The organism is Curtobacterium sp. AB7 (assembly GCF_044909335.1).
GTDB lineage: Bacteria > Actinomycetota > Actinomycetes > Actinomycetales > Microbacteriaceae > Curtobacterium.
Window position 1 is genome coordinate 61,186 of the sequence record NZ_JBIYED010000013.1, and the last position, 14,186, is coordinate 75,371.

The 14,186-nt window shown below is 71.7% G+C and carries 10 protein-coding genes; 4 read left to right on the forward strand and 6 right to left on the reverse strand.

The genetic code is table 11. From position 1 onward, the window contains the following. Positions 1-122: 122 nt before the first annotated feature. The 3 genes from ABH929_RS17725 to manA all read right to left on the reverse strand — a co-directional run bounded on the left by ABH929_RS17725 (position 123) and on the right by manA (position 2,928). The gene (locus ABH929_RS17725; protein ID WP_374114433.1) at positions 123-455 is read right to left on the reverse strand and encodes a WhiB family transcriptional regulator; all 333 of its coding nucleotides are present in this window, start codon (positions 453-455) and stop codon (positions 123-125) included. Between the two features lie 188 nt (positions 456-643). Next, on the reverse strand, positions 644-1,606 hold the full coding sequence (gene galE / locus ABH929_RS17730) for a UDP-glucose 4-epimerase GalE (RefSeq protein ID WP_111086023.1): 963 nt from the start codon (positions 1,604-1,606) through the stop codon (positions 644-646). A 113-nt stretch (positions 1,607-1,719) separates the two neighbouring features. Further along, positions 1,720-2,928: a mannose-6-phosphate isomerase, class I gene (manA, locus tag ABH929_RS17735; protein WP_263091009.1), complete on the reverse strand. Its 1,209-nt coding sequence runs from the start codon at positions 2,926-2,928 to the stop codon at positions 1,720-1,722. Between the two features lie 45 nt (positions 2,929-2,973). Between manA and ABH929_RS17740 the strand changes: the two genes are divergently transcribed. Together ABH929_RS17740 and ABH929_RS17745 are read left to right on the forward strand one after the other, a co-directional pair. Continuing rightward, positions 2,974-5,118, forward strand: a complete 2,145-nt coding sequence (locus ABH929_RS17740) for an acyltransferase family protein (RefSeq protein WP_263091011.1) — start codon at positions 2,974-2,976, stop codon at positions 5,116-5,118. 17 nt (positions 5,119-5,135) lie between these two features. Continuing rightward, on the forward strand, positions 5,136-6,515 hold the full coding sequence (locus ABH929_RS17745) for an O-antigen ligase family protein (RefSeq protein ID WP_404562156.1): 1,380 nt from the start codon (positions 5,136-5,138) through the stop codon (positions 6,513-6,515). 18 nt (positions 6,516-6,533) lie between these two features. Here the strand turns inward: ABH929_RS17745 and ABH929_RS17750 are convergent, their stop codons facing one another. Beyond that, positions 6,534-7,925, reverse strand: coding sequence for a hypothetical protein (locus ABH929_RS17750; RefSeq protein ID WP_263091015.1), 1,392 nt, complete (start codon positions 7,923-7,925; stop codon positions 6,534-6,536). 91 nt (positions 7,926-8,016) lie between these two features. On the opposite strand from ABH929_RS17750, the gene ABH929_RS17755 reads away from it, so the two are divergent. Then, on the forward strand, positions 8,017-9,318 hold the full coding sequence (locus tag ABH929_RS17755; protein ID WP_263091017.1) for an exopolysaccharide production protein: 1,302 nt from the start codon (positions 8,017-8,019) through the stop codon (positions 9,316-9,318). A gap of 26 nt (positions 9,319-9,344) precedes the next feature. Here ABH929_RS17755 and ABH929_RS17760 read toward each other — a convergent pair whose 3' ends face one another. After that, positions 9,345-10,091 carry a polyprenol monophosphomannose synthase gene (locus tag ABH929_RS17760; RefSeq protein ID WP_263091019.1) on the reverse strand — a complete coding sequence of 249 codons (747 nt, stop codon included), beginning with the start codon at positions 10,089-10,091 and terminating at the stop codon, positions 9,345-9,347. Further along, a complete protein-coding gene (locus ABH929_RS17765) occupies positions 10,088-12,799 on the reverse strand; it encodes a glycosyltransferase (protein ID WP_374114434.1) in 2,712 nt (903 codons plus the stop codon). The genes ABH929_RS17760 and ABH929_RS17765 overlap by 4 nt, the downstream gene beginning before the upstream one ends. On the opposite strand from ABH929_RS17765, the gene ABH929_RS17770 reads away from it, so the two are divergent. Beyond that, entirely contained in the window at positions 12,722-14,041 is a 1,320-nt protein-coding gene (locus tag ABH929_RS17770; RefSeq protein ID WP_404562157.1) for a glycosyltransferase, read from the forward strand. The two genes, ABH929_RS17765 and ABH929_RS17770, sit on opposite strands and share 78 nt — an antisense overlap. Positions 14,042-14,186: the final 145 nt, after the last annotated feature.

The following is a 14,186-nucleotide window of genomic DNA, read 5'->3' on the forward strand; positions in this document are numbered from 1 at the left end:
CCGAACGGGCACGGCGCGCCAGCGCCGTGTGAGGGCACGCCGAGGAGCCTGCGACGAGGTTTCATGGGTCGCACGGTGTGCGCCGGACGCGCACCGTGCCTCCCGGCAGACGGGGTGCGCTCCTACGCCCGCTTCCTGAGCTTGCGGCGCTCGCGCTCGGACAGGCCGCCCCAGATGCCGAAGCGTTCGTCGTTCTCGAGTGCGTACTCGAGGCACTGCGCGCGGACCTCGCACGACGTGCAGATCTTCTTCGCTTCGCGCGTGGAGCCGCCCTTCTCGGGGAAGAACGCCTCCGGGTCGGTCTGTGCGCACAGCGAGTCGACCTGCCACGCGAGCGGGTTCTCCTCGTCGTCCGTCTCCGGCCGTCGAACACCCGGGACGCCGAGCGCCACGGGGTCGACGTGCCAGTCCTCCGGAACTCCGGCGTGGAAGTCGGAACCGTTCACCCTGATCACCCCTGACGTCTCGATAACGGGACCACAACGATTGAAGTCGTTGCCTGTAATTACAGCGGTGTCATTCGTCTGAGTCAAGTCGCGGATCATAGAAGGCACTGCCCGCTTCGGCGTGTCATGTCCCCCGTCTGGGCGTGTCGCGCCCGGTCTGTCGGGGTTTCGGGGGACAACTGACACGTCCTCAGCCGCTACGAAGCGCTGCGGCGGGCCTCCCACGCACTCGTGACCATCTCGTCGAGGGTGTGGCGCATCGCCCAGTCGAGGTCGCGCGTGGCGGCCTCGCCGGTGGCCACGATGCGCGCCGGGTCACCGGGGCGGCGCGGCGCGATCTCCGGGTCGAAGGCGATCCCGGTGCCCTTCGCCATGGCGTCCATGATCTGCCGGACGCTCACACCGTCGCCGCTGCCGAGGTTGTACGCCTGCTCGAGCGGCTCCCCCGCCTCGAGCTTCTGCGCCGCGACGGCGTGCGAGTGCGCGAGGTCGGCGACGTGGATGTAGTCGCGGACGCAGGTGCCGTCCTCGGTGGCGTAGTCGTCGCCGTTGATGCGTGGAGTTCGGCCGGCCAGCAGTGCGTCGAACACGAGCGGGAACAGGTTGTGCGGGCTGGCGTCGTACAGGTCGGGCTCACCCGACCCGACGACGTTGAAGTAGCGGAGCGAGGTCGTCGTGAAGCCGGCGGCGACCTCCATGTCGCGCAGCAGCCACTCGCCGATGAGCTTCGACTCGCCGTACGGAGACTCGGGCGCCTTCGGGGTCGACTCCACGACGACGTCGACGTCCGGGGTGCCGTACACCGCGGCGCTCGACGAGAAGACGGCCTTCGTGACGCCGTTCTCGGCCATCGCACGGAGCAGCGTGGCCATGCCGGTGACGTTCTGCTCGTAGGTGTGCAGCGGACGCTCGACCGAGACGCCGGCGTACTTGAAGCCCGCGACGTGCACCACGCCGGTGACGTCGTGCTCCCGCAGGGTGCGGGCGACCAGCTCGCCGTCCAGGATCGTGCCCTCGACGAACGGCACGTCGTCCGGCACGAACGCGCGGAAACCGCTCGAGAGGTCGTCGAACGCGACCGTGTCGATGCCGGCCGAGCGCAGTGCTCGGACGACGTGGGACCCGATGTACCCGGCACCGCCGGTGACCAGCCAACTCATGGTCGCCACGCTAGCGGACGGACGAGGTGCCCCGGCGGCGGTGTGCGGGACCGCGCCAGCCCGTGCGGCTCCGCGCCGGTCCGGTGCTGCCCGGGTGCCCGCGTCGCTCCGCGTTACCGACCGGTCGCGATGAAGACCGTGGACGTCACGCCGTTCGACGAGTCGGCCTCGACCGTGACGTCGCCCTCGTCCGGTGTGATGAAGCAGGACTCGCCCTTGCGGAGCAACGTGGCGGACGTCGCGCCGACGAGCGTCACGACGCCCTCGGTGCAGATCGCGATCGACGGTCCGGTGAGCGGAGCCACGCCGCCGGTGCTCAGCCCGACCGGTCGTCCGTCACCGTCGACCCGCAGCAGCGCGAAGCCGACGCCCTCCGGTGCGAAGCGGTCCACGCCGGGGGCCAGGCGCTCCGGCTCGAGGACCGGTGCCGGGTACGCCGTGAAGTCGAGCACGTGCAGGAGTTCGGGCACGTCGACGTGCTTCGGCGTCAGTCCCCCACGCAGCACGTTGTCGGACGGCGCCATCAGCTCGATGCCGAGGCCGTCCAGGTAGGCGTGGATGTTGCCGGCGGGCAGGTACATCGCCTGGCCGGCGGTGAGCGTCACCCGGTGCATGAGCAGGGAGACGACGATGCCGGGGTCGCCCGGCCAGCTCGTCGCCAGGTCGCGGACCGTCGCCGTGTTCGGGGTGAGGACGTCGTCGTCGAGTGCGAGGGCGAGGTCGCTCGCCGCCTGCACGACGGCGAGCGCGGACTCGTCGGCCGTCTCGAGCCACCGGACGGTGTCCTCGAGCCCGTGCTGCAGGTGCACCTCGAGGGGGCCGAGCCGACCGCTGCCGGCGTCGAGCACGCGGACCTCGGCCAGGGTCTCCGCCACCGGGCGGAAGCCGCTCAGGGCCTCGAACCGCTCGCTCAGGGCGACGACGAGCTCGGGCTTCGGGAACGGGTCCTTGTAGTTGCGCGCCGGGTCGTCGATCGCGATGCCCTCGCGCTCTTCGCGCGCGAAGCCGGCCTCGGCCTGCTCCGGGGTCGGGTGCGCCTGCAGCGACAGGGGCGCCGCCGCTGCGAGCACCTTCAGCAGGAACGGCAGGCCGGTGCGGTCGCCGCCCAGGGCGTCCTGCGGTTCGGCGGCGATCCAGTCGAGCAGCGTGTCGGCACCGCCGACCATCGCCGGGTTGACGACCACGCTCGGGCTGCCCGGGTGCGCACCGAGCCAGAGCTCTGCCTGCGGGGCGCCGGTGACGGTGCGACCGAGGAGCTCCGGGATCGCGGTGACCGAGCCCCAGGCGTAGTCGCGGGGGGTGTTCGTGATGCCGAGGAACATGGGCGAGAGCCTACCGGCGCGGCCCGCGACACTAGGATCTCCGTGATGTCTGCAAGCACGGTGGAGTCACCGCCCCGAGGGTCCCTGCGTTCCTCCCCCCGCCGCACGGCCGACCCCACACGGTGGGACATCCAGGGGCTCCGTGCGTTCGCGGTCCTCGCCGTCGTGCTCTACCACCTGTGGCCCGACCGGCTGCCGGGCGGTTTCGTCGGCGTCGACGTGTTCTTCGTGATCTCGGGCTTCCTGATCACCGGACACCTGCTCCGTGAGCTGACCACCACCGGCCGGATCGGGCTCGCCGGGTTCTGGTCGCGGCGGGCGAAGCGGCTGCTCCCCGGGGCCTTCCTCACGATCGCCGCGACGGGGACCGCCGTGCTGGTGTGGGTCCCGAGCGCGCTGTGGGGCCAGTACGGCCGTGAGCTCATCGCGTCGACGGTCTACGTGCAGAACTGGCAGCTGGCCGCCGACTCGGTCGACTACCTGGCTCAGGGCAACGAGGCGTCGCCCTTCCAGCACTTCTGGTCGCTGTCGGTCGAGGAACAGTTCTACATCGCCCTCCCGCTCCTGCTGCTCCTCGCGTTGTGGGTCGCTCGGCGTGTACGTCGGGACGGCGCCTCCCCGGCCGTCGTCGCGCAGGTGCTCCTCGGCGCCGTCGTGGTCCTGTCCCTGGCGTGGAGCATCGTCCAGACCCACACCGCCTCGGGCGTCGCGTACTTCTCGACGGCGACCCGGGCGTGGGAGTTCGCGCTCGGCGGGCTCGCGGCGACCATCCCGCTGGCAGCGCCGCGCACCGGACCGGCTCGGTCGGTGCGGGTCGTCGGGGCGTGGGTCGGCGCGGCCGGGCTCGTCGCGTCGCTCGTGCTGATCACCGGGTCCACGCCCTTCCCGGGCATCGCCGCCGCGCTGCCGGTCGTGTCGGCGACGCTCGTCGTGCTGTTCGGCGCGCACTCGGGGCTGCAGCGCATCGGCAGGATCACCCCCATCGGGTTCCTGGGCCGGATCTCGTACGCCGTCTACCTGTGGCACTGGCCCGCCGTCGTCATCCTGCCGATCGTGCTCCGCCACGAGCTCACGACCAAGGACAAGGTCGCGATCCTCGTCGGTGCCGTGCTCGTCGGTTCGGTCACCACGCTGTGCATCGAGGAGCCGCTCCGGTTCTCCGGATGGGTGCGGGCGCTGCGTCCGCGCCGGGTCGCGCTCTACGGCGCACTGAGCACCGTGCTCGTCGTGGCACTCGGTGCCGCCTCGCTGACGGCGCTGCACGTGCAGCAGATGCAGGCAGCCGAGTTCCAGCAGCGCCTGAGCACCGGCGACGTGCGCTGCTTCGGTGCCGCCGCCCTGATCTCGTCGTCCGACCCGTGCGTGAACCCCGCCCTTGCGGACGTGCGGGTGCCCGCGGCCGCGAACGCGCTCGACGACGACTCGAACCGCGGGGCGTGCTGGTCCAACGACTCGAGTGCGTTCAACGTCTGCGCGTTGGGCCCGAAGACCGGGTACACGGAGCACCTCATCGCGATCGGCGACTCGCACAACAACGTCTTCGTGGACACCTACGAGGCGATCGCGAAGGCGAACAACTGGCGCATCGACGTCGCGGGGCACCAGAGCTGCTACCTCACCACCGCGGTGCAGAAGGCGAACACGGAGAAGCAGGTCGACGACTGCACCGCCTGGAAGCAGAACGCGATGGCGTACCTGCGCGCGCACGGCGACCTGGACGGCGTGATCGTCACGCACTCGACCGGCAACGGTCCCATCGCCTCGGTGCCCGGGCAGTCGGACGGTGAGACCGTCGTCGACGGCATGGTCGCGGCGTGGCAGGCAGCGGCCGACGCCGGGATCCCGGTCCTGGCGCTCCGCGACAACCCGACCGCTCGGACCGACGTGGTGGCGTGCGTCGGCCAGATGTCGGGCCCGACGACGAGCGCGTGCGACTCGAGCCGCTCGTTCGGCCTCGGTCTGTTCGACGGCTCGGAGCAGGCCGCCGCCCGGATGCCCGGCAAGGCGCGGGTGATCGACCTGACGCAGTACTACTGCACCGACACCACCTGCCCGGCGGTCATCGGCGGCGTGCTCGTGCACCGGGACCGCACCCACCTGACGAACACCTTCGCGACGACCCTGGCGCCGTACCTCGGCGACGAGATCGCCCGCGCGCTCGCCGCCTTCCGCAATGACGGACGCGGATGACCACGTACCCTGACGTCGTGACGAACACCTGGCCGCTCTCGCGCGGGACCGTACCCGAGCGCGAGGCGTTCGCGTTCGGTGCGACGCTCCTCTTCGTCCTGTTCGCCGGTGACGCCTTCCCGAACACCCTGACCTGGTTCGGGGCCGCGGCGGTCTGGGCCCTCGTTGCGACGTGGGGCGTGACGATCCTGGTCCGGGCGAAGTCACCGCTGGTCCGGACGCCGTGGGCGCTCTGGTTCTTCCTCGCCTGGTGCCTGGTGTCCGTCGCCTGGTCGCACTGGCGCCCGGCGACGCTCGCGAGCATCGCCGCGCAGGTGATCTGCGCCGCGATGGCGTTCGCGCTCGCGTCGACCCTGACCTGGCGTCGGATCCTGGACGCGATGAGCCTCGCGTTCCGCTGGGTGCTGATGGGCTCGCTGCTGTTCGAGGCCGCGGTGGCCGTCGTCGTCCGGCACCCGATCGTCCCGGTCTGGACCGACTACGGCGACCGGGACATCCCCGACGCCTTCTACTTCTCCCGCGCCGAGCTGCTGACCGGCGGCCGCATCCAGGGGCTGCCGGGCAACGCGAACCTGCTGGCGATGGTCGCCCTGCTCGCCGCGATCGCCATCGCCCTGCAGTTCGCCGAGGGTCGGATGAGCCGGAACCGCTCCGTCGGCTGGCTGGTCGTGGCCGGTGCGGTCCTGGTACTCACCCGCTCGTCGACGGTCCTCGCCGCCGCGCTGGTCGTCGCCGCCGCACTGTTCGTCGCCCTCTGGATCCGTCGTGTCCCCACCGAACAGCGGACGCCGCGCTACCTGCTCGCCCTGGTCGGTGCGGTCGTCGTCGGCGTCGGCGCGTTCGCAGCGCGCGGGACCGTGTCGGAGCTCCTCGGCAAGGGCGCGGACGCGACGGGCCGCGGGGACATCTGGCAGCGCGTGCTCGAGCTGATCGGCCAGCACCCGGTCGTCGGCTGGGGCTGGATCGGGTACTGGTGGCCGGACATCCCGACGCTCGCCGACCTCGCGCACCGCAAGGGCGTGACGTACCTGCAGGCGCACGACGCGTACCTCGACGTGTGGATGCAGACCGGCATCATCGGGTTGGTCCTGTTCACCCTGTACGTCGTGACGACACTCGACCGGTCGTGGTCGTCCGCGACCAGGATCGGGTACGACGCCGCAGGGTCCCCCAGGTCGTTCGACTCGGTGTCGCTCCTGCCGCTCCTCGTCGTCGTGGCGCTGCTCGTGCAGTCCGTCGCCGAGTCGCGGTTGCTGTACCAGGGCAACTGGGTCCTGTTCGCGCTCATCGCGATCAAGTCCCGCATCGTCCTGGTCAGCGAGGAACCCCGGTCGGCCGGCGACGGCCCGCGCACCCCGCCCGCGCGGCGGGAGTGGCGGCTGCCGACCCTTCGCTGACCCCGGAGCACCCGGCGGTCACCGCTCGAGCAGCCTGGAGCACGGCACCTTGGCCGTCCACGGCGCCTTCCGGATCTCGACGTCCCGTGTCGGGTCGCCCGCGCACGCCGCGACCGCGCCGGGGACCTGCGTCGCCCAGACCGGGCCGTCGCTGCGTCGTGTTGCTCCCGGGGCCAGGTTGCCCACCACCGCGACGACCAGGACGGCGACCACGGACCAGCCCGCCAGCACGCGGACGAAGCGGAGGGCGCCCGCCGGCTGCGCCCCACGTCGTGACGGCCGTGCTCCCCGGTGCGCGGGACGTGCGTCGAGGAGCACGCTCGCCGCGACGACCACCGCTGCCAGCAGGAGCATCCCCGACGCCGCGGCGTACCGCAGCGCCGGGACCGCTGCGAGTGCCGGGATCGGGTGCGCCCACGCCTGGCCCTCTCCCCCGTTGGCGATCAGCGCAGCCCACCACACGCCGCCGGACACCACGGCGAGCGCGACGATCACCCAGCGTGCGCGCCACGTCCCGACGACGAGCGCGACCACGACCGTGGCGGCGACCAACAGGACGGGCACGAGCACGACGCCCCAGCCGTGGGTCACGACGGCGCGGACGGCAGCACCGACGTCCGGTGTCCAGATTCCCGCGACGGGCTGCAGCAGCCATCCGGCGACCACGTCGGTGAACGCCGGTCTGCCCGGCGGCTGCGATCGCTGGTCGGTGAGGGCGGCTCCCACCTGCGCACCGGTGCCGATCAGGGCGACGATCGTCACCGGGACCGCGCGTGGCCACGCCCGGTCGCCCGGACCGTTCCGCAGGGGGAACCACGCGAGGAGCAGGAGCGGGAGGAACAGCACGGTCTGCAGCTCGGTGAGGACCGCGAAGGCGGTCAGGACGGCGACCGTACCGGACGCCCACCACGTCCGCGCGCGGTACGCGAACAACCAGGGGGCGGCGAACAGCATGTACCAGTGCAGGTTCGCGGCGTTCCCGCTGATCTCGTGGGGCGCGAGCGGGAGCAGGGCAGGCGCCGCGGCGAGCAGGGCCCGGAGCGGCCACTGCGGCACGACGTCGCGTGCGAGCAGGAACACGGTCACGCCCACCGCGCCGACGACGACGCAGGCCCCGGCGGACAGTGCCCGGGCGTAGTCCTGGACGGGCAGGGCCCAGGCGACGTCGACGAGCAACCGGGGCACGAGGTGCAGGTACCCGGCGTAGGGGTGCAGCAGGGAGTCGACGGGGCCGAGGGCGATCCGTTCCCGGAGGAACAGGCCACCGTCCTCCGCCCACACGGTGCTGCGGGCCGTCGGCCCGAGCCGCCACCAGGCGAGCGCGGTCGTGGCGACGCCGACCAGGACCGCGGCGGCGGCGACGCGGAGGCCGTCGAGACGGCGGTGGATCGGGCTCGCAGGACGCTGCATGGTCCGTCGACGGTAGCCGGTTCATCGCTTATCAGCGATATCGACGCTCCGCGATGGCCCGGTACCGAGGTGCGTGCACCAAGATGGTGGGGTGACGGACGGACGGCTGACGAAGCGGGTGCGCGCGCGCCGCTACCTCTCCGCCTGGATCGGGTTCTCCGCTGGCGGGCGGTTCAGCCAGGCGCTCGCGACGGTGATCGTGCTCTTCGCGTTCGGCCAGCCCACCGTCGGGGCCGTGGTCGGGACTGCCGGCACGTGGGCGGTGCTCGTCACGCTGTTCGTGCTCGCCGGCCTGAGCCTGCTCGGGCAGCGGTACCGGATCGAGTGGCACGGGGTGCTGCCGCTGTCCCTGCTGGCGTTCGTCGGGTACTGCGCGCTGAGCGTGCTCTGGAGCGAGTACTCGTGGGTCGCGCTGCGGGGGCTCGTCGCCACCGTGTGCTTCATGGGCCTGGGGCTGTACCTGGCGCTCGGGCGCGACCTGGTCCAGGTGATCCGTGCCTCGGGTGATGCGTTCCGGATCCTCCTCGTGACCGCGCTCGGCCTCGAGGTGCTCTCCGGCCTCGTGCTCGACGTGCCGTTCCCGGCGTTCGGCATCCGCGGCGACATCGCCTACGGCGGACCGATCCAGGGCATCGGCGGCACCCGCAACTTCATGGGCTTCATCGCCGCCATGGCGCTCGTCACCTTCGTGGTCGAGTTCCTCACCCGCTCCGTCACGGTCTGGCGGGCCGTCGCCTCCACCGCCCTGGCCGTCATCTCCCTGATGCTCGTCCAGTCCCCCATCACCGGGCTCGCGATGATCGCCCTGGCCGTCACGGCGCTGGCGCTCTGGTCGCTCCGGCACGCCAGACCGGCCACGCGCCCGGTGGTGAACGGCGTCCTCGGCGCCGCCGTCCTGTTGGCCCTCGTCGTCGCGGTCCTCGCCCGCGGGCGACTGCTGGCCGAGATCGGGGCCGCCGGCGGCACCGCCACGCGCATCGACCTGTGGTCGCAGATCCGCGTGCTCACCGAGCGGTACCCGATCCAGGGCTGGGGATGGGTCGGCACCTGGCCGCGCGAAGCCGTGGTGCCCTACGTGACCCTGCTCGACCCGGCGGGGATGAGGTTCCCCTCAGGGCTCAACGCCTTCGTCGACGCCTGGCTGCAGATCGGGCTCGCCGGCACGATCATCCTGGGCGTGACGGCGCTCCTGGCGTTCGCGCGGGCCTGGGTGACCGCGACGACGTTCCCGGGGGTGGCGTACGTGTGGCCGGCCGCGGTGCTGGTGCTGCTGGCCGTCACGAGCACGGCGGAGAGCTACCTGCTGCACGGCGCGGGCCTGATGGTCTTCGTGACGGTGCTCGTGATCGCCGCCCGACGGCGCTCGTGGCGCCGACACCTGCCGCGCCCCTGAACCGCAGCACCGCACGCACCGAGTGGTCACGGACGCGTGGGACGACCCAACCGGCGCTGCAGGCCCCACTGGGTGACGCGGAGCATCGCCTCGAGGACGATCGACCGGCTCATCTTCGAGACCCCGTGCATGCGGTCGCGGAACCGGATCGGGACCTCGACGACGCGGCCGCCCAGGGCGTCCACCCGCAGGGTCATGTCGACCTGGAAGCAGTACCCCTTCGAGTCGATCGACCCGAGGTCCATGCGGGCTATCGCCGGGGATCGGTAGACGCGGAACCCCGCGGTGATGTCACGGACGTCCAGACCGAGCACCAGCCGGGCGTACGCGTTGGCGCCGCGGCTCAGGACCCGGCGGCGGAGCGGCCAGTCGACCACCGTCCCACCGGGGACCCACCGTGACCCGATCGCGAGCAGGACGTCGTCCGCGGACTCCACGGCGTCGATGAGCGCAGGCAGGCGGTCGGCAGGGTGCGACCCATCGGCGTCCATCTCGACGAGCAAGGGGTACCCGCGTTCGAGGCCCCAGCGGAACCCCGCGACGTAGGCGGTGCCGAGACCGGCCTTGCCGGCTCGCTGCAGCAGGTGCACCCGCCGGTCGTCGGCCGCGAGCGACCGCACGATGTCCCCGGTGCCGTCCGGGCTGCCGTCGTCGACGACGAGGACGTGTGCACGGGGCACGGCCGCCAGGACGGCTGCGACGACGGACCGGATGTTCTCGGCCTCGTCGTACGTCGGCACGACGACGAGGGCCGCTGCGTCCGTCGTCGTCACCGGCTCGTCAGGCGCCGCTTGATCTTGCCCGCGACACTGCGCGGGCCCTCGGTGCGGAAGTAGTGCACCGCGCGGCCGACGTCGTACCGGACGCCCGAGAGCTTCTTGCGCTCCGGCACCCGCACGCGCATCTGGTGCGCCTCGGCCACGGCCACCGTGTCCCGCACCGACTTGTCGGCGGCGCGGACGGGGTTCCGGCAGAACTCGACGAGCGGCGCGAGGACGTTCTCCCACGTGAACTGCTCGCGGATGCGGTCGACGTTGCCGATGTACTCGGCGCGCGCCTTCTTGTCGAACAGGGCCGTCTCGAGCGCGGCAGCGAGGGTGTCGACGTCCTGCTCGTGCACGGCGATTCCGAGCTTCTCGGCAGCGACGAGGTCGCCGAACGAGTCACCGGCGGTCGTCACGATGGGCAGACGCGCCCACAGGTAGTCGAGGATCCGGGTCCGGAAGGAGAACGTCGTCTCGAGGTGCTCGTAGTGCGTCGAGACGCCGGCGTCGGCCTCGAGCAGGTAGGCGCCACGTTCCTCGTACGGGATCCACGCGTCGTTGAAGAACACGTTCTTGCCGGTGAGTCCCAGGGCATCGGCCTCGGCACGGACCTTCGCGACGATGTCCATCTCGGGCACGTCGGGGTTCGGGTGCTGCACGCCCATGAAGAAGAGCTTGACGGTCGGCTTCCGCTCGGCGAGCTGACCGATCGCCCGCACCAGCGTGATCGGGTCGAACCAGTCGTAGATGCCACCACCCCAGACGACGAGCTTGTCGTTCTTGCCGATGCCCGGCACGACTCCCTTGACCCGCGGCTGGTCGTGCACCGGCGGCGTCGAGGACAGGCCGAACGGCACGACACCGATGAGCGACCGCAGGTCGGGGTCGCGGGAGTACGTGCGGGCGTTCACCCGACCGGAGCCCGCGAGCTGCCCGAGCCAGAACATCCGCTGCCGCTCGGATGCGCAGATGAAGTAGTCACCGAGTTCGAGCTGGTGGTTGAGCGTGTCCGACGCATCGAGGATCTGCCGGTTCCACTGGTCGACGTCGTCGCTGCGGCCCTGCTCGAGCTGCTCGAGGTGCAGCGGGTCGTACACGTCGACCACCAGGATCTTGCGCGTCGACTCGAGGACGGGGAACAGGCGCAGCGCGTGACCCTGGACGATGATCACGTCGGCCCAGGCCTCGTGCTCGACCATCTGGCGCGGGTGACGGTGCGGGACCGTGACGACGTCGTACGACGGGTCGATCTGCGTCGAGCGGGTGAGGCTGATCACGCGCACGTCGTGCTCGTTCGCGAGCTGCTTCGCCATCTGGGTGGCGCGGATCGCCGGGCCGGCCATCTTCTCGCCGATGGAGTCACCGGTGACGATGAGGATCCGGCGGCGCGCACCGACCTCGAGCACCCCGAGCGAGTGCACGATCTTGTCGTAGCCGGCCAGGTAGTTCTCGATCGGGTACGCGGGCTCGTCGCGGTTGCCGAACAGGCGGAGGAGCTCGCGGTCGCTGCGGACCCGGCTCGCCTGGATCTCGCGGCGCGACTCGGTCATCGACGGCAGCTGCTCGACGAACTGGTCGACACCGTAGATGCCGGCCATGCTCGTCTTCGGGACCGGGATGGTCGGGACGCTGTCGTCGCCGGGGTTCCGCAGGTCGAGCGACGTGGAGTCGAGCTCGCCGCGGCCCACGGCTCGGCGGACCGCGAGCGCCAGCGACCCGGGCAGGGCCGCGGCGAGCTGCTCGTCGCCGAGGTTCTTGTAGAGCGTGAAGAGGGCGTTGCGCTCGAGCAGGTAGGTCTCACGGAAGTCGCCGAACTTGTTCATCGACGCGTGGTGCTTGTGGAACGCCACCGACTTCGGCTGGTACCGGAAACGCCAGCCGAGCAGGTTGAGGCGCCACCCGAGGTCGACGTCCTCGTAGAACATGAAGTAGCGGTCGTCGAAGCCACCCAGCTGCTCGAAGAGCTCGGCGCGGATGAACATCGCGGCGCCGGTGCCGAACAGGACGTCGGTCTCGCTCTCCCACCGGCCGGTGTCCGGCGATCCGGCGAACGGCTTGTACCCCATGCCGTACCAGGTCATCGCGGCCTCGGTGAAGTCGATGTTCACGCCCTCCCAGTCGAGGACCTTCGACGCCACGGCACCGATGTCGGCGCCGGACGCGAACGTGGCCATCGCCTCGCGCACCCAGCCGGTGTCCGGGCGGGCGTCGTTGTTCAGGAACGCCACGATCTCGCCCGAGGAGTGCTCGACGCCCAGGTTGCAGCCGCCGGTGAAGCCGAGGTTCTGGCCGGAGTCGACGAAGGTGAAGTCGAGGTCCGAGGCCTTCAGCCGCCCGACGTGCTCGGCGCCCGAGCCGTTGTCGACGACGATGACCTCGAGCCGGTCCTGCGGCCAGTCCTGCTTGCGGAGCTCGGCGATGCTCGTCAGGGTGTCGTCGGTGCCCTTGTAGTTCACGAGGACGACGGAAACGACTCCTGGCTTGCGCTCTGTCACGACGAGTTCCTCCAGCTGCTGCCGCGCCTGCGGCACGGTTCGGTGATCCGGACGTCGGGGGTGCCCGGCGACCGACAACACCCTACAAGGCGCAGCACGGCGCTCGGCGGAGGTCGGGTGTGCTTCGTGCACAATGGCACCGTGATGCACCCCGCGATCCCGTCCTCCCCCGCCTCGTCCCCCCTCGCAGCCGAGTACGAGGCGATCGCCCGCGGCGACCACGCGACGGGGACCAGGGGAACGATCCGCTTCGCGGTGTCGACCGACGACCCGACCGAGGGCAAGGGCGACCTGTTCGTCGCCCTCGGTCTGTCCAGGGCGCTCCGGGCCGAGGGCTGGGGCGTGGACGTCTGGCCGATCCGGCGCTGGGCCGAGACCGTCCCCGAGGACACGACGGTGCTCGTCAGCATGATCGAGTCGTTCGTCCCCGGTCTCGTGCCGGCGAGGACCGCCACCGTCGCGTGGGTGCGGAACTGGACGGCGCAGTGGGCGTCGGTGCCGTACCTGGCCGAGTTCGACGCGGTGTGGGCGTCGTCGACGATCGCCCGCGACGAACTGGTCCGGGTGGTGGACGTACCGGTCGAGGTGGTGCCGATCGGGGTCGACCTCGACCTCTTCACCACCGACGCGGACGGGACGACGCCGCCGCCGCGGACCGACCGCACCGTCACGACGGTCAACTTCTGGGGAGCGCGCCGCGGTGTGCAGGACGTGCTGCAGCAGGTCGCCCCGCCCGAGCCGATCGTCTGGTTCGCCGCGAACGTCGAGCACGTCGACGCTGCCCCCGGTGTGGAGCTCCGACCGGCGGTGTCGTACTTCGCGCTGCCCGAGGTCTACCGCGCTGCCGCGTTCGTCGTCGACGACGTCATCGCACCCGCCGCGGAGTTCGGCACGCTCAACTCGCGGCTCTACGAGTCGCTGGCGTGCGGGGCGCTGCCGGTCACCTCCTGCGCCCTCGGCCTCGACGAACTCGGACTGGCCGACGTCCCCGTCTTCACCGACGCCCCGTCCCTGGAACGTGCGATCGCGATGCCCGCCGCCGAACGGGACGCCCTGGTCGCGCGGCTGGGCGCCGTCGTGCGGGAACGGCACTCCTACGCGGCCCGCGCCGTGCAGGTCGGCCCGTTGCTCGACGCGGCGACCTCGCACGCCGCGACACGGACCGGTGCCGGCGATCCGCTGCTGCGCTGGGCCGCGCAGCAGCGCGAGCTGCTCCGCGCGACCGAACAGGAGCGCGACGTGCACCGCGCGGGGGTCGAGGACATCAACCGGCGACTCATCGTGTCGGAAGAGGCGGTCGCCGTCCTCGACCGTGCGCGCAAGGACGCCGAACAGGCGCAGCACGACGCCGAGGCGGAACGCGACGCGATCGCGGCCCGGTACGACGCACTGACCCACTCGGCCGAGTTCCGGGCCCTCGACCGCCTCGGCGGCGTCGCCCGTGCGCTCCGCCGACGCGCCTGACCACGCCGGAGCAGCTTCGAGACCGGCCGCGCGCCCGGGACGGCGACGCAGACGGACGGGAGGTGGGGGGGCCGCGGGGCGCGCCCCCCCCCCCCCGCCGCGGGGCGGCCGACGGAGAGGGAGGCCGCGAGGGGGCCGGAGAGCG